The sequence below is a fragment of the Nonomuraea sp. K271 genome (genome assembly GCF_009908215.1).
Taxonomy (GTDB): Bacteria; Actinomycetota; Actinomycetes; order Streptosporangiales; family Streptosporangiaceae; genus Nonomuraea; species Nonomuraea longispora.
Genome location: NZ_JAAAHR010000102.1, coordinates 19,297 through 34,051 on the forward strand (window position 1 = coordinate 19,297; position 14,755 = coordinate 34,051).

Below are 14,755 nucleotides of genomic sequence, written 5' to 3' on the forward strand. Positions count from 1 at the left end.
TGCCTTCCGGGAATTACGGCCGAGGAGTGTCCCACCAGGCTTCCTGACTCGTGCCCCCAAGAGAAGTTAAAGCAGGGGGGTGCAGCGTTAGAATTAGTGAATGCTGGTGGATCCGGGACAACTGCGGCTTCTCGCGTTGATCGAGCGGCACGGTTCCCTGACCGCGGCGGCTCACGCACTCCAACTTACGCCCGCGGCGGTCACCCAGCAGGTGGTCAAGGCCGAGCGCGACTGGCAGGTGCCGCTGGTCAGCCGTGGTCCTCGCGGAGCGAGGCTCACCGCGGCCGGTGCGCTGCTGGCCTCCCACGGTCGAACTGTGGAGGAGGCATCGGACAGGGCCGAGGCGGAACTGGCCGCACTCCTCGGCCACCTCTCGCTCCGTCTGCGGATCGGGACGTTCCAGGCAGCTGCCCTTCACCTGTTGCCACCGGCCCTGACGGCGCTGCGCCACCGCCATCCGGACGCCGACATCTCGGTCGTGGACGTGGTGTCCGGACGCGGAGCGGACGAGATCAGCGCGGGGCGCCTGGACGTGGCCATCGTCGCGTCCTGGGGCATGCCGCTCGCGCCGTCTCCACACGTACGGGCCCACTCGCTCCTGTTGGACCCGATGGTCGTGGTCCTCCCCGATGACCATCCACTGGCCACCGGGCAGCCCGCGGACACCGAACTTCGCCTGGAACAACTGCGCGACGCATCGTGGGTTTCCATCCTGGCCGGCCATGCCGCCCGCGGACAGTTCCACGACGCTGCCCGCGAGGCCGGCTTCACTCCCACCGTACGGTTCGAGACCGAGTCCTACGACGTCGCCCAGGCCCTTGTCGGCACAGGCATCGCAGTGGCCCTGGTCTCGCGCCTGGCCCTGACCCATGCGCCTGGCACCACCCATCGCGAACTGGCCCACCCACGCCCCTACCGCCAGCTCTACGCCGTGACCAAAACCAGCGCCAGCCTCACTCCACTCGCAGACATGCTCATCGACCTCCTACGTGATGTCGCCCGCGACATCACCGCCACCTGGGAGGCTCCCCTGCAAGCAGACCAACGCTCACCGAACTCACCGCATGGAGCCTGAAAACCCCCGGTTCTGCATCGACACCGCCTGGTCCGGAGCGGCCGGCCCCGCTCCGACCGACCATCGACGCCGATGCCGGCGCTTCACCCGGCCGCTGCGTGCTGCGGGTCCTCCATCCGCTGGCCGAGACGGGCGTGGCGCGGCCGAGATCGAGACGCTGTTCATGTCGAGCTCGAAGCGGCCGTACAGGTTCACGTGCGTCCAGAACAGCGGTGACAGCCCCCGGCGATCCGCGTCGGTGAGCTTGTCCGCCCACTTCGGGGGGCCGGGACCTGCACATCAGGGTGTTGACGTGGACAAGGGCGCCCTGGAGCAGGTGCAGCGGCACCAGGCGAGGCTTGCCGAACTTGGCGCCTCCTCCGCGCCGTTCGCAGAACCGCAGTGATCTCCGTCGATGAATACAGACGGGGTTCACAGCGATCTGTCGTGCGTGGCGTCAGAGCCGTCGGCGGGACCTCGGTGCAGGCGTCGAAGACTGCCTGGAAGCGGGCGAACTCGCGAACGACCGTCAACCGTGCCGCCCGCGAGACGCATCCGCCCGCCGGGGTCGTGGCCCCACTCCAGCGCCGCAGTGACGGTGACGTGGTTCAGCCCGCAGGCATCGCAGAAGGCGACGAACTGGCCGAGCATCCGGTCCTCGATCTGGAGCTTGTCACCAATCGGTCAGAATGATCGCAAACCGCGTACGGCGATCTCTGCGGCCCGACGCATCGAGGCGATCTGTTCCTCCTCTGACTGGCCAAGTTTGTGGCCGGCAAGACCGGCGGCCTGGACGGCCCCCATCATGCTGCCGACGGCTGCGGCAGCGCTGATGGGGTCGAGCTGGTCGGGGAACGATGTGAGGAGTGCCTGGGCGATCTCGTGTTGCAGGTCGGTCAGGATGTTCATGGCCCTGGTTTGGAGGGCGGGCACGGTTGTGACCAGCCTGAAGTAGATCTCCGCCAACTCGGGCTGATCTGCCATCGGGCCTTCGGCCAGATAACGCGCGATGGCCCGGTCGAAGATTCTGAGCAGCAGGTCAGCGATGTTTTCGTGCCGCATCCGAGCGGCGAGCACCTGCGAGGCCACCGTTACTACCGCATGGCCAAACAGAGCACCTTGCGCCGCGTGCTGCCCGCTCTCGGGCTCTACTTCCTCTCACCCCTCGTCGCCGAGTTCCTGCTCGGCAACATCCCGATCACCACGATCGTCGCTTACCTGGCCGTATCCACCATGTACGGCGGCGGCGCCCTCCTCGTCCGCGAACTCGCCCGACGAGCCGGGTACGGCTGGCCCTCCATGATCACGTTCGCGCTCGCCTTCGGCGTGATCGAGGAAAGCTTCGCCACGATGACCCTGTTCAATCCGAACTGGGAACATCGACACCAGCTCGACTACAGCTATCTGCCCGCCCTCGGCATCAGCCCACCCTGGACGCTTCTCGTGCTCGCCCTGCACACCGTCTGGAGCATCAGCGTCCCCATCTTGATCACCGAGACGCTGGCCCGCTCGCGGCGCACGGCGCCATGGCTGGGAAAGGCCGGACTGGCAGTGGCGGCCACGCTGTTCGTGCTTGGACTCCTCACCGTCCTCGCCAGCTCCATCACCCGAGGCGACTTCGTTGCCTCCCCGGCGCAGTACGGCGGTGCGGGACTGGCCGTCGTTGCCATCATCGCCATCGGCGTGAACTTGGGTCGCCGCAGAGCCACCGCCCCCACAGCGTCCTCACTCCGTGCGCCGAACCCTTGGCTGGTCGGAACCGTCTCCTTGGCAGCGGGTTCGTCCTTTATGCTCCTGTACGCCACAGACCCGCGCGGCCTGTCACCATGGCTGTCCAGCCTCGATGTCTCTCCATGGACGGCCACGGTGCTCTATCTCGCCCTGTTCACCGGACTCGCCGTCGCGATAAGCCGGTGGTCACGCCGGACAGGCTGGTCCGACGCCCACCGCCTGGCACTCGCCGGCGGGGCGCTGCTGACCTACGCTTGGCACGCTTTTCCCTGGGATCCCATCACGGCATCTCCCGTCAGCAGCGCGACCGACCTGGCCGGCAACGCCATCCTGGCAACAGCCACCATCGCGCTGCTCATCACCGCTGCGCTCCGCCTCCGCCACCCGCGAAGGTAATCCACCCGGGAACCACGATCACCAGGCGAACTGCGAACCGTACGCTTAACAGCTTCGCGCCTGCCGGCCCCGTTCGGCACCGCTCCGGCGTGCGGGAAGCCTCTGACCGTGCGAAACAGTTCTGTTGCAGGCCCTCAGCCCGACGCCACCTCGCCGAAGATCACCACACTGCTATCTGTGCCGCCATTCCCCCTACCTACACTCCGGGCCATTTCGACCGCCACGGCCGGGGTCACCATCTGGGCCATAACGCTACTGTGGCGGCCTGGGTGCGGAACTGGCGCCACATCTATGAGAGGGCTCCGAGGCTGTCAGCCGTCCGCGAGGCGTGTGTTGGTGATCTTCTTTCGGAATCGCTCGTTCATGAAGGCGCCTGCAGGTCGTCGTGGTAGAGCCGAGAGCGGACATGACCGTCCGCGACCACACGATGCCCATGCTGATGTCACAGGAGTGCCATCAGCATGGGCACCGGAATCAGGTTGGTCATCGTGTGGATGAAGAAGATCATCCAGATGTTGCGATAGCGGGCCCATAGGTAGCCGAGCATCAGGCCGAACACGCCCTGAAAGGCCACGATGGTGGCGAGGCTGGTGAGCGGGGCGTCCGAGTTTAGGTGGAAGGAGTGCATGAGCGCGAACAGCAGGGCTTGGGCGATGATCGCCGGCCACCTGCCGTAAAGGACCTCCAGCCTGGTCTGCAGCCAGGCCCGGTAGAACACCTCTTCCAGGATGCTCGCCGTACATGGCTGGCCACGCCCGCTTGCACCGCGATGGTGCTGAGGCTGTGGCCGATGACATCGTGCAATTCCCTGGCGATGCGCAACCGCTCCTCAGCGGCCTCGGCCCGCGACCGTTGCTCAGCGTGTGCGGCCAGCCGGTCGGTGTGGAGCCTGCGCTGGCGCACGGCCGTACCGGCGGCCCAGGAGGCAACGAGCATCGCCAGCAGCAGTCAGGCTTGATCTCGCACATTGGGCGTGACGGGAAGGCGGTGGCCAGGCTCTCGTTCTGCCGCGTGTGATGGTCCTCTACCGGAGATATGCCGTGGCGTCCTCCGGACCACCCTTCGGCGAACCAGTGATCAGTCCTTGAGAAAGCCGGAGAGGGCCTCCACCGAGGCGTTGACGGCCTCGAAGCCGTCGCGTCGCATGTCCTTCTCATAGGCCGCCACGGCCTCAAGAAGGTCCCGCTCACCTCGGTCGACGTCGATCAGCCGCGCACACAGGCGCTCGGCGTCCTGCAGCGCGGTGTTGGCACCGGAGCCGCGGTTGGGCGGCATGGCGTGGATGGCGTCGCCCAGCAGGGTGACGGGTCCGGGCTGCCAGGCGGGGACCGGAATCGAGGCGGCCAGTGGTAAGTAGTACGTCTGCTCGGGCCAAGCCTGTTCGACGACCAGCCGGAGGCTCGGATGAGCCTCCTCCACTAACGGGCGTGCCTGCCGCCAGAGCCTCTCACCGCTGACGGTGTGGGAGGCGAGGGCCGCATCACCGAGCATTTCCCGTGGCGGGATCAGCGCCCACATGAGGAAGTCGTCGATGTCTCCCGGATCCAGTCCGGGCACCAGCCGCGCCGCCGCCTGAACGGGTGGTTCGCTGAAACGCATGGCCGCGAGCACCATGCCGACCTCGCCCAGATCGGTGATGGTGAAGCTGCTCCCGAGGAGAGCGAGGAGCCCCGTCCGCCGAAGGCCAGGGGTGATCGGAGTCTTGCCGCCGAGCCAGCGCACCCCGGTGTCGACCACTTCCGCGTGCGGAAGGTATTGGCGGCGTACAGCCGAGCCGACGCCTTCGGCCGCAACGAGGAGATCCGCCTCGGCGCGGGTGCCATCGGCGAAATATACGCGTACGCCTTGATGGAGTCTTTCGTGGCGGACGACCTCCTTGCCGAACTCGACGTGCCCCTCCAACCCGTGGAGGAGTATCTGCCGCAGCAGTCGCCGGCTCGCCGGACGGCCTGGCCGTACCTGGTCGGGTCTGCTTTCGGCGCCGGTGAAGGAGTTCGAGCCGAGGATTTCGAGCCGGCCGTCGACGTCGCCGACCACGAGGATTTTGTCGCTGGACCCACCCAGGGTGGCATGAAAGAGTTCGAACTGCGCCGGAGGAAGGCAGGCACGCAAGGCCCGGATTCCGCGGTCGTCGATGTGGAAGCGGGCGCCCTGGGCGCGGACGGCGGGTCCCTGATCACGTTCGTAGACCATCACGTCCACAGATGCTCGGTGTAGCCCGTGTGCCAAGGTGAGGCCACCGAGACCGGCACCGGCCACGATCACGCGCAAGGTCATGACTCATCTCCTCTGCTCAGAATCCGGCGGAGAACGTGCTCGATCTCGGGTTCGGGGGACGAAACCATGGCGGGGGCCCGCCAGGCCACGACGCCGTCAGGCCGAATGAGCGCAGCGCCGCCGGTGGTCACGCCATATGCCTTCGCCCACGACCTGGCGGCCTGCGGCAGGCGGGTGTCCAGCCGCGGTGCGGTGAGCGGAACGCCCAGCCGGCCTGCGACTTCCTCGGCCGCGCTCGCCCAGCGCGGGCTGTCAGAGTCGGTCAGGCACACGAATGTCCGGCCGAACAGATCAAGGATCGACCCGGCCCTGGTCTCCAGATGCGGCGCTCGCGTGCCCGGACGGCCGGCCGAGACGAGCGGGTGCGCGAAGTCGCCGGGAGCCTCCTCAGCGGGCATCACCGCCGTCGATCGGTACACCGCACCGAACTCCTGGGTGATCCGGTCGGGAAGGTCTTCCGCAGGAGAGATCATGCCGACCCTGGCGATCGCGTCGGTGAGAGCGATCTGTCCCAGCGGACGCCGCTCGGTGTCGTATGTGCCGAGCAGGGCGGGACCTGCCGCGCCGGCCAGAATCAAGGCCAATTTCCAGGCCAGGTTCTGCGCGTCAGGCAAAACGGTGGAGGCGTGCATCCCTGGCGTGGGCGGCATCGAGCAGGCCGCATCGCCGATGAGCGCGACGTTGTCCTGGGTATAGCGGTCGGCGTTGAGCAGCGTGATCGGCAGAGTGAAGGTGTCTTCGACGGTGACTTCCAGCTCCGGCAGGCCGGCCGCGGTCCGGATCAGCTCGGCGAGGTCAGGGCCATGCCCGGGCGCGACCGGCCGGATGAGCGACCACATGCCGGGTTCGGTCTCCGCCAGCAGGATTCCTCCCACCCGGTCGAGGTGCGCGCCGGCGAAGTGGCGTCCGCGGATCGCGCCGCTCAGATCGGCGCGGAAGCGCACGCCGTACTGGTGGGCGATGGTGCCCGGCCCTTCTGTTTCGATTCCGGCCCATCCACGGACGGTGCTGTGCGGTCCGTCGGCGCCCACCACGTATGCCGCCCGCGCCTCGATGAGCTCTCCGGCTCGCCGCACGGTAGCGACGATCCCCTCCGTGTCCTGCCACAGGCCGGTCAGGTCAGCGCCCAGCCAGATCTCGACGCCGCATTCGACGGCGCGCTGACGCAGCAGGTCACGCAGCCACGTGTGGTTGCAGCAGACCGGCTGGAACGGACTGATCTCTGGGGGAACCGGCACCCATGGCTGCGGGGTGCGGCCGAGCTCCTCCCCCGCCAGAGTGTCGGTACGAAGCATGTCGCCGAGCGCGTCGGGATGGAATCCCGTCTCAGAGACGGCTTCCCGCAGGCCGAGGCCGTCCAGCAGTTCCATGGCTCGTGCGCTGAGCCGTTCGTTGCGCGAGGTCCGTGGTGTGGTGGTTCTTCGCTCGATGAGCAGACAGGGGGCGCCGTAGTGGGCGAGGAAGGTCGCGGTGGCGAGACCGCTCAGCCCTCCGCCGACCACCAGGACGCGATGGTTGCCATCCATAGTGCTCCGTACTTCAGTGAGAGATGGGGAAATTTCGGGGGCGGTAAGGTGGACGTGTGCAGGGAGGATCGGGTGCCGGCAGGCGCGGCCGTTGGCGTAGCGGTTCGGTCAACCGGCAGCGCATCCTGGAGGTGGCCGCGGAACGGTTCGCCGCCGACGGCTTCCAGCGCAGCACCATCAAGGCGATAGCGGCCGACGCCGGCGTCGACACCGCGATGATCCATTACTTCTTCGGCAGCAAGCAGGGGCTCTACGACGCGATCTTGAACAGCCACGAAACGATTCGTGATCCTGTGGCGGAGCTGCTGGCGGACGGACTGGAGCACTTCGGGGAGCGCCTGGTCCGCAGGTTCCTCCAGGTGAACGAGAACAACGAGCCGGGAGACCGGGTGGCGGCCCTGGTCAGGATGGCGGTGGTCGACCCCGAGCCGGCGGCCCTGCTGCGCGACTTCATCGAGACCGAGTTCACGCCGTCGCTGGCCAGGCACCTGGATCTACCGGACGCCCCGGTGCGAGCCGGTCTGATCAGCGCCCAGCTCGTCGGCGTCGCCGTGACCCGCCATCAGCTCCGCATCGAACCGTTGACCTCCGCTTCGCCCGAGACGATCGTCGCCCTGGTCGCCCCGATCATCCAGCGCCTGCTCACCGACCCGCTACCGATCCCAGTGGACGGGGATCAGGAAGCGAACGTCACCGGCACCTCGGCGTAGCCGCGGAACAGTACTCCCGCCCCCGGCCGATGGCGCAGCCGGTCGGGCGGGCAGGCGAGCGCCAGACCGGGCAGCCGCTTCAGCAGCGCTGTGAAGGCGATCGCCCCTTCCATGCGGGCGAGCGGGGCGCCCAGGCAGAAGTGCAGCCCGTGACCGAACGCAACATGGGCGTTGTCCTGTCGCCGGATGTCGAAGCGGTCCGGATCCGCGAACTGTCCAGGATCGCGGTCAGCGGCGGCGAGCGCCACCGCCACCTGGCCGCCCGCCGGGATGATCACCCCGCCGACCTCCACGTCTTCGACCGCCACCCGCAAGGTGCCCTGCTCGACCGGGCCGTCGTAGCGCAGCATCTCCTCGATGGCGGAGGGGAGCAGGCCGGGGTCGTCCCGCAGCAGGCGAAGCTGGTCCGGGTGGCGCAGCAGAGCTACCATGCCGTTGCCGATCAGGTTGGCCGTCGTCTCGTGCCCGGCGACGAGCAGCAGCTGGAGCATGCCGACCAGTTCGTCTTCGCTGAGACCGCCCTCCTCTGCGCCGGCCGCCGACACCAGCGCGCTGAGCAGGTCCGGCTGTTCCTCTTCCGGTCTGCGGTGGTCCAGCTCGCGGCGCTTGCGCCCCACTAGCGCCGCCAGGTAGCCGTTGATGGCCTCGACTCCCGCGTTGCGGCGCGCACGCTGATCCTCATCCAACGGCGACAGCAACATGGCGGTGGTCCAGGATCGGAAGTCGGACCGGTCCTCTTCCGGCACGCCGATCAGCTCGCTGATCACGGTGATCGGCAGCGGGTAGGCGAATTCCTCGATCAGGTCAGCCCGTCCGAGCGGGGCCATCCGGTCGATCAGCTCGTCGGCGATCTCCTGCACGCGGGGTCGCAGGGCCGCCACACGACGTAGTGTGAACCCCTTGCTCACCAGGCGCCGCAGCCTGGTGTGGTCGGGTGGGTCGCTGTTGAGCATGTTCACGCCGGTCGGGCCCGCGAATTCGGAGGTCACGCCGAGATCGCGCATCCACTGCGGCGCGTGCCGGGGGTGTTTGGAGAAACGGGTGTCGTTGAGTACAGCTCTGCTCTCGTCGTACCCGGTGACGAGCCAGATTGTGGTTCCCATCGGGTGCGGAACGGGATGCACGACGCTCTCCTCCCGCAGTCGCGCGTACGTCGGATAAGGGTTGGCCCGTACGTCAGGGCTCATCAGGGTCGGCTCGGCCGTCGCAGGAGCGCTTCCGCCGCCCGTCGTGCGCAGCGCGCGGGCGCGGAAAGCGCCCAGCGAACCGACCTTCACCTTGCCCGAGAGCTCATCACCCTCCAGCCGACCGGTGAACCGCATGTTCATACCCATGATCGCCTTGCGTGCCAGCCAGGTGACCTCGCCGTCGTGCACCGATCCCTCGGTGATGTCCAGACCGGACTGAGGGCCGGTTATCGTCCCGCTCAACCGTTCTCCGTCGGCCGCTAACGTCGCCGAGAAGGTCTGCTCGCCTCTGGGCGAGTCCACGGTGAACTGCCAAGTGCCGTTGATGCTCATGTCGATCTTCCGTCCCTGCGATCCGTATAACTTCATTCTCCGATGAAGTAACATACGCCAGGCGGAACGTAACTTCAACGAACCGTGAAGAAATCTAGCGGCGGACGCTCTCGCGCCCCTCCTGGCAGAAAGGCCGTATGCATGTCCATCGACCAGCCCTCTCGCCGATCGCTCATCCGCAACGCGGCAACCGCCGGACTGGCGGGCGCGGCGGCCGCCCTCGCGGTCCCACCCGCCATCGCCGCCGCGGACCCGCGGCGCGAACCGGCCGTGACGCTGAGTGGCGACGTGACCGGATACAACACCAGGGTGCTGCTCCTGGGCACCTCAGGAGGCCCGGTACAGGTTCCCGGCCGCACGATGATCTCTAGCGCGGTCGCTGTCGGCGACCGCTTCTACCTCGTCGACGCCGGCTCAGGCGCGGTACGGCAAGCGGCCCTGGCCGGGATCAGCCTGCCGAAACTGGGTGCCGTCTTCATCACCCACGGACACTCCGACCACCTGGCGGACCTCTTCAACCTGGTGTGGCTCGCCCAAGGCCCACCGGCTCCACCGCTGCCGATCTACGGCCCCGGGCCGGCCGGACACCTGCCGGCGCCTTCCGGGAACGCGCCCGTACCCGTGCTCAACCCCGGCCACCCCACCCCCGGTCTGCGGGACGTCTTCACCGGCTGGCTGGCGGCGGCCACCTACGACATCAACATCCGCAACAACGAGAACGGCCCTCCCGGTCAGGACTTCACCAGAAAGTTCGCCGTCCACGAGATCATGCCGCCCCCAGCCGCTGGTGCCTCCCCCGAGCACACGGCGCCCGACATGCCGCCCTTCACCGTCTTCGAAGACGATCGAGTGCGCGTCAGCGCGATCCTGGTGCCGCACGGGCGGGTCTTTCCCTCCTACGCCTACCGATTCCAGACCGACGACGGCTCGGTCACCTTCTCCGGCGACACCGCCCGTTCCGACAACGTCGCCAGGCTTGCCGCCGACACCGACATCCTCGTGCACGAAGCCGTCGACATCGACCACTACCGGGATCAGGGACTGCCGGACGGCGCGCTCGAGCACATGCGCCTGGCCCATACCAGCCCCGAGGACGTCGGCCGCGTGGCGGCAGAGGCGTCGGTCAGGCGAGTCCTGCTCAACCACCTGACCCCCGGCGACCCCGCCGCCGTACCGGACGCGGAATGGGAACGGCGAGTACGCGCCACCTACGGCGGCTCCGTATGTGCCGGGCACGATCTCACCGCTTTCGGAGTCGGCAGGAGGGGCTGACTCGCGGCCGGGTGCCGCTACCCGCCCTGGTGCTGGACACCAACCAGGGCGGGTCGTGATACTTCTCCAAGCGCCGTTCGGCCGGAGAATTCCGTGACGCTTTCCGGTGCACACGACGAGAGTAAGGCCGAGCTTGGAACCAATGGTCCACATCCGGCATCCAAGCCAGCGTGATTCCTGGCGTCCGCTGTTGGAAAAGCTAGCGATGGTTTGCAGTTGCCTGTTGCTGCTCAGCGGCTCAGGCCCCCGTGCCCTATCCAGCGGCCCGTCCTCGTCAGCTCAGCCGCCGGCGCGTGGCCCACGTTCGGCGGCTGCCCGCCGCCCCACCCGGTCAAGCCCGTGCTCGGCCGGGCGTACCGCGATCACTGCGACCGAGCGTGGCTCGGTCAAGGTCTGGGACTTACTACGGTCACCGAACTCGGCGATCTGGTTCTGCCCGCACCGCTCGGCCAAGACGCTACGTGACAGGGCTGAAGCCGGTACGGCTGGCGGGCGGCACGGCGGTGTACGCCTTCCTCGCCGCGTCCGAGCCCGGTGTAGTGCACGCCTGGGACCTGCGCACGCGCCGGCCCCTGCATACCGCCCACCTGGAGACGGACCACCGTTGGCCAGGCGCCCGCGAGCTCTCGATCGTCGGCGGCCACTCCCTGATTTCCGCCCACGCCGACCAGGGCCAGGTCAAGATATGGGACGCCACCACAGGACGGATGCTGTCGTCGTTCACCGTGTCACCACCGCCGGACTTCGCCGGCCTGGGGTTCTTCGGCTGCCGTCCGGTGCTGTTCGCTGGACACGGTCTTGAGAGCAAGATTCGTGTCGTGGACCCCCGCACCGGCCGTGACCAGGCAGCGCCGATTGCCGTGACAGCCGCAGGGCTCTCGGGTACGACGACGTTTCGGGGCAGGACCATCGCTCGCCTCTCAAATTTCACCGAGGGCGCCTCATTCGCGCAGGCCTGGGATCTCACCGCCCGGCGCGCGATCGCCAAGCCGGTGGTGGAGGAGGACGCCAACGAGCTGAAGCTGGCGGCCAATGACCGCTACGTGGTCGGCGGTCGGCCGCTGCCAGCAGGTGGTGGTGTGGCCGCTGGCCTGGCGATGACGACCGAACCGTACCGGCTCTGGTCGATCTGCGCCACCGTAAGGCGAACCGAGGCGTAGTCGCCGACGACTGGTACCAGCAGTGCTCAGGATCGGAGGGAGCGGCCTGGCCGAACACGTCCGCGATGACCAGGCCTCGCTGACTGAGCCGATCAACCAAGCAGATCTTTCAGAGCGTCCCCGAGCCTCACGCGCGAGTCGCGGACGAGGCGGTAGTAGACGTAGTAGCTGTGCCGCTCGGGCTCGGCCCAACCCGCCGCCGCCAGGAGTTTCAGGTGCTTGGAGATGGCGGCCTCGGTGAGCCCGATCAGTTCCGCGATCTCACGGGTGGAGCGCGAGCGCCCCGCCAGGAGTTGGAGTATTTGCAGCCGGGTGGGGTGAGCGGCCGCGCGAAGCAGCTTGAGCAGGTCATCAGGGGGGACCGGCGGGCGTGCCTGCCACTGCATTTCGGCCAGCGCGTACGTGATCTGCACGGTCTGCCGCTTACGGCCCGCCCACTGCTCGACGCCCGCCACGACGGCGACGCGTGGCCAGGCGAAATGGGAGGGCACGAACACGAGCTCGTCCTGCTCCTCCAGGGTGAGATCGAGCGGCGGGACGTCGGCGCGGCGCCGCCGGGGTGAGAGGACCACCTCGCCCCCGTCCTCCACGATGCGGAGCTGAGGGGCGAGGTCTTCCAGCATGGGAACCAGGCCGCGCTCCCATCCGGCGCGGCCGCGACGCTCGATGTCGGCCAGCAGGTGCCGCTCCAGGCTCGGCCATTCCGGTGCGAGGCAGGCGTCCCAATAGGACGAGAGAAACTCCACAAATCGCTTGCGGGATTGTTCGGGATCGGCGATGAGCTCCCGCATGACCGGCACCGAGGCGGGATGCTGTGATTCGACCTGGCTGATCGCCTGTTTCTGCACGTCCGGGTCGCCGAGAAATTCTTCCAGGCGGACATGGCGCCCTCGCCCGTGCTGCTCCAAGGCGCCGGCGAGCAACTGCTCAGCGTAATGCTCAATGGGCGCGTCACGAAGTGCGGCCAGCTCGTCCGGCCAGGTGCGTAGATCGGCGGGCCGCCACGTCCGCCGGAAATTCAAAGGACGGCCGTGGCACCAGAAGGCGAAACTGTCGAGTTCCTGCCTGAGGGCCGTGTCCAGGCGGCCGCGTGCTTCCAGGGCCCAGGAGATGTGCAGCGGATGATGCTTGACGGCACCCAGGACGTGCAAGCTGCGCAGCGCCTCGTGCGCCGGCGAACAGCCGAAGGCCACTCTGTCGATGTCCGCTGCGCGCAGTCGTACGCGCATGTCGCCTCTGGTACTCCTTCCGATCAACTCGTTCGTTGAACAGTTGGGATCGACGGTCACGTTAACGTACGGTCCTGCTCAACGCCAACGAGAAAGGGGCTGGGCCGATGGCTGTCAGCCGTAGGATTTTTGTTAGTGGATTGCTTCTGGTGGGGCTCGTTTCCGGTGGGCCGGCGGTGGCCCGGTCGGATACCGCCGTGGCCGTTTCCCCAGGGGGCGACTGGGCGGCATATCACAAATATCTGAAAGAGCTGGCCGCTGCCGGGGAATTCTCCGGGGCGGTGCTCGTGGCCAAAGACGGCCGGACCGTACTGAAAAAGGGGTATGGCATGGCGGACTCGGCCAGGAAGGAGGCCAACACGCCGGAGACCAGGTTCAGCATCGGCTCGATGAACAAAATGATCACCGGCGTCGCCATCGCCCAACTTGTGCAGAAGGGCAAGCTCTCCTTCCAGGACAAGATCGGAAAGTACGTGAAGGGATTCCCCCGCGAGATCGCCGACAAGGTCACCCTTCATCATCTGCTCACTCACACCTCCGGCGTACCCGAGGTCCCGCTCAAGGATGGCAAACTGCCGGCGTTCACCATCGACGCCCTGATGAAGGAGATCGTCAAGCAGCCGCTGAAGTTCGAGCCGGGCGCGAAGATGGAATACAGCAGCGCCGGGTTCACCATCCTGGGAGCGATCGTCGAGAGAGCCGGCAAGCAGGACTACGCCGACTACGTGCGCAAGCACATCCTCAAGCCCGCTCGCATGCACGACACCGCCTTCCGCGCCTACACGCCGTCCAAGGTGCCGCACATGGCCCATCCCTATGCGCTCTTCGACGCGAACGGCAAATGGGTGGGCGTCCCGCAGCCGGGCGGCGGCCCTCTGCCGGAAGGGGAACTGCGTGACGTCGGCGACGAGCCCAGTGCGGCGACGCCAGGGGGCGGCGCCATTTCCACGGTGGGGGACATGTTGAAGTTCTCCCAGGCGCTGCTGGGTCACAAGCTCCTCAACGCCAAGCTCACCGAGACCATCCTGGAGGGCAAGGTTCCGTTCGGGAGGCCGGGCGGGTCGGGCGGCATGTACGGCTACGGCTTCAGCGACCAAAAGGCGAACGGCGTACGCATGGTCGGCCACAACGGCGGCACCAAGGGCTACTGGTGCCAGCTCGACATGTATCCGACCAAGGGGTACACCGTCGTCATCCTCACCAATCAGGACGGCGCCCTCTTCGCTCCGCTCAGGAAGTCACAGGACCACGTAACGCTGTAGCCCTCGCCACCACACGCCGACAGGACCGAGCCTCGGCGACGGCCCTGCCGACACCGGCAACGAACTCACCTACACAGTCCCCCGACGAAACATACGGGCGGTCCACTTGTCGATCCCACGATGGCCGCTACCAGCCATCATCGTGACCATGGCGTGCGTGAAGCCTCCCGGCTTATCACCGGCGGCGGCCGCGGCACCGGTAAGCACCACGGTCCAAGCATCCAACGACCTGTTCATCAGCCAGGCCACTCCGGAAACCGTTTGTCGCGGCACCAAATGGACGTCGGTCTGTCCGAAGGCCTGCAACGGCGCCGCCAACACCGAACGCCGAACACTGATGAGCTTCAAGGTATCCGGAATCCCGGCCAACGCCCAGAACATCACCATGGCCCTCCAGGTAACGCTTCCGCCCACTCGCACGGGCCGCCGGCCCCGATGCCGAGCGCCTGGGCGATCACCGCTGCCTGCCAGTCGGTCCGGATCAGGGTTCTCCAGCCGGTGCCGGTCCACACGATCAGCGATGAGTTCGGCGGGTTGTCCTGGCGCTGGTACCAGCGGGCTCGGGGATCTCCGAGCGGTGCGGGGAGGCCGGGCGCGGGCCGCGCGCTAGGGTGGGGC

Annotated in this window: 16 protein-coding genes; 7 read left to right on the plus strand and 9 right to left on the minus strand. The window is 67.5% G+C overall.

Going from position 1 to position 14,755, the window contains the following annotated elements:
* The first annotated feature begins 100 nt into the window (after positions 1 to 100).
* Entirely contained in the window at positions 101 to 1,075 is a 975-nt protein-coding gene (locus GUY59_RS29455; RefSeq protein WP_138203107.1) for a LysR family transcriptional regulator, read from the plus strand.
* A 663-nt stretch (positions 1,076 to 1,738) separates the two neighbouring features.
* Here GUY59_RS29455 and GUY59_RS29460 read toward each other — a convergent pair.
* A complete protein-coding gene (locus tag GUY59_RS29460) occupies positions 1,739 to 2,143 on the minus strand; it encodes a hypothetical protein (RefSeq protein WP_138203109.1) in 405 nt (134 codons plus the stop codon).
* Between the two features lie 12 nt (positions 2,144 to 2,155).
* On the opposite strand from GUY59_RS29460, the gene GUY59_RS29465 reads away from it, so the two are divergent.
* On the plus strand, positions 2,156 to 3,181 hold the full coding sequence (locus tag GUY59_RS29465; RefSeq protein ID WP_138203111.1) for a hypothetical protein: 1,026 nt from the start codon (positions 2,156 to 2,158) through the stop codon (positions 3,179 to 3,181).
* 442 nt (positions 3,182 to 3,623) lie between these two features.
* Here GUY59_RS29465 and GUY59_RS29470 read toward each other — a convergent pair whose 3' ends face one another.
* Together GUY59_RS29470 and GUY59_RS47735 are read right to left on the minus strand one after the other, a co-directional pair.
* Complete coding sequence (locus GUY59_RS29470) at positions 3,624 to 3,899, minus strand: CPBP family intramembrane glutamic endopeptidase (protein ID WP_201761489.1); 276 nt, start codon at positions 3,897 to 3,899, stop codon at positions 3,624 to 3,626.
* Entirely contained in the window at positions 3,791 to 4,054 is a 264-nt protein-coding gene (locus GUY59_RS47735) for a histidine kinase (protein ID WP_252375061.1), read from the minus strand. Before GUY59_RS47735 ends, GUY59_RS29470 begins: the two co-directional genes overlap by 109 nt.
* Between GUY59_RS47735 and GUY59_RS50900 the strand changes: the two genes are divergently transcribed.
* The gene (locus GUY59_RS50900; RefSeq protein WP_252375062.1) at positions 3,965 to 4,198 is read left to right on the plus strand and encodes a hypothetical protein; all 234 of its coding nucleotides are present in this window, start codon (positions 3,965 to 3,967) and stop codon (positions 4,196 to 4,198) included. The genes GUY59_RS47735 and GUY59_RS50900 overlap by 90 nt on opposite strands.
* Before the next feature lie 60 nt (positions 4,199 to 4,258).
* Here GUY59_RS50900 and GUY59_RS29480 read toward each other — a convergent pair whose 3' ends face one another.
* Both GUY59_RS29480 and GUY59_RS29485 read right to left on the minus strand, forming a co-directional pair.
* Positions 4,259 to 5,458, minus strand: a complete 1,200-nt coding sequence (locus tag GUY59_RS29480) for an FAD-dependent oxidoreductase (RefSeq protein WP_201761491.1) — start codon at positions 5,456 to 5,458, stop codon at positions 4,259 to 4,261.
* Positions 5,455 to 6,984 (minus strand): FAD-dependent monooxygenase, encoded by a 1,530-nt coding sequence (locus GUY59_RS29485; protein WP_138203115.1) that lies wholly within the window; start codon positions 6,982 to 6,984, stop codon positions 5,455 to 5,457. The genes GUY59_RS29480 and GUY59_RS29485 overlap by 4 nt, the downstream gene beginning before the upstream one ends.
* A 56-nt stretch (positions 6,985 to 7,040) precedes the next feature.
* Here GUY59_RS29485 and GUY59_RS29490 point away from each other — a divergent pair, with 56 nt between their 5' ends.
* Positions 7,041 to 7,694, plus strand: a complete 654-nt coding sequence (locus tag GUY59_RS29490) for a TetR/AcrR family transcriptional regulator (RefSeq protein WP_138203117.1) — start codon at positions 7,041 to 7,043, stop codon at positions 7,692 to 7,694.
* Here GUY59_RS29490 and GUY59_RS29495 read toward each other — a convergent pair.
* Positions 7,661 to 9,214 (minus strand): cytochrome P450 family protein, encoded by a 1,554-nt coding sequence (locus GUY59_RS29495; protein ID WP_236667617.1) that lies wholly within the window; start codon positions 9,212 to 9,214, stop codon positions 7,661 to 7,663. The two genes, GUY59_RS29490 and GUY59_RS29495, sit on opposite strands and share 34 nt — an antisense overlap.
* Positions 9,215 to 9,355: 141 nt before the next feature.
* Here GUY59_RS29495 and GUY59_RS29500 point away from each other — a divergent pair, with 141 nt between their 5' ends.
* Both GUY59_RS29500 and GUY59_RS29505 read left to right on the plus strand, forming a co-directional pair.
* The gene (locus GUY59_RS29500) at positions 9,356 to 10,486 is read left to right on the plus strand and encodes an MBL fold metallo-hydrolase (RefSeq protein ID WP_138203119.1); all 1,131 of its coding nucleotides are present in this window, start codon (positions 9,356 to 9,358) and stop codon (positions 10,484 to 10,486) included.
* A 503-nt stretch (positions 10,487 to 10,989) separates the two neighbouring features.
* Positions 10,990 to 11,646 (plus strand): WD40 repeat domain-containing protein, encoded by a 657-nt coding sequence (locus GUY59_RS29505; protein ID WP_138203122.1) that lies wholly within the window; start codon positions 10,990 to 10,992, stop codon positions 11,644 to 11,646.
* 92 nt (positions 11,647 to 11,738) lie between these two features.
* On the opposite strand, the gene GUY59_RS29510 is transcribed toward GUY59_RS29505, so the two are convergent.
* Positions 11,739 to 12,875, minus strand: a complete 1,137-nt coding sequence (locus tag GUY59_RS29510) for an ArsR/SmtB family transcription factor (protein ID WP_138203124.1) — start codon at positions 12,873 to 12,875, stop codon at positions 11,739 to 11,741.
* Positions 12,876 to 12,982: 107 nt separating this feature from the next.
* Here GUY59_RS29510 and GUY59_RS29515 point away from each other — a divergent pair, with 107 nt between their 5' ends.
* Entirely contained in the window at positions 12,983 to 14,137 is a 1,155-nt protein-coding gene (locus GUY59_RS29515; RefSeq protein WP_138203126.1) for a serine hydrolase domain-containing protein, read from the plus strand.
* Positions 14,138 to 14,206: 69 nt separating this feature from the next.
* Here GUY59_RS29515 and GUY59_RS29520 read toward each other — a convergent pair whose 3' ends face one another.
* Together GUY59_RS29520 and GUY59_RS49105 are read right to left on the minus strand one after the other, a co-directional pair.
* Entirely contained in the window at positions 14,207 to 14,524 is a 318-nt protein-coding gene (locus GUY59_RS29520; protein ID WP_138203128.1) for a hypothetical protein, read from the minus strand.
* The coding region (locus GUY59_RS49105) for a hypothetical protein (RefSeq protein WP_212746241.1) at positions 14,518 to 14,755 on the minus strand (238 nt) is incomplete at its 5' end. The genes GUY59_RS49105 and GUY59_RS29520, both read right to left, overlap by 7 nt.

Coding starts and splice junctions, on each gene's coding strand:
- GUY59_RS29455 (WP_138203107.1), top strand. CDS start 101: ATGCTGGTGGATCCGGGACAACTGCGGCTTCTCGCGTTGATCGAGCGG.
- GUY59_RS29465 (WP_138203111.1), top strand. CDS start 2,156: ATGGCCAAACAGAGCACCTTGCGCCGCGTGCTGCCCGCTCTCGGGCTC.
- GUY59_RS29480 (WP_201761491.1), bottom strand. CDS start 5,458: ATGACCTTGCGCGTGATCGTGGCCGGTGCCGGTCTCGGTGGCCTCACC.
- GUY59_RS29485 (WP_138203115.1), bottom strand. CDS start 6,984: ATGGATGGCAACCATCGCGTCCTGGTGGTCGGCGGAGGGCTGAGCGGT.
- GUY59_RS29495 (WP_236667617.1), bottom strand. CDS start 9,214: ATGAGCATCAACGGCACTTGGCAGTTCACCGTGGACTCGCCCAGAGGC.
- GUY59_RS29500 (WP_138203119.1), top strand. CDS start 9,356: ATGTCCATCGACCAGCCCTCTCGCCGATCGCTCATCCGCAACGCGGCA.
- GUY59_RS29510 (WP_138203124.1), bottom strand. CDS start 12,875: ATGCGCGTACGACTGCGCGCAGCGGACATCGACAGAGTGGCCTTCGGC.
- GUY59_RS29515 (WP_138203126.1), top strand. CDS start 12,983: ATGGCTGTCAGCCGTAGGATTTTTGTTAGTGGATTGCTTCTGGTGGGG.
- GUY59_RS29520 (WP_138203128.1), bottom strand. CDS start 14,524: ATGGTGATGTTCTGGGCGTTGGCCGGGATTCCGGATACCTTGAAGCTC.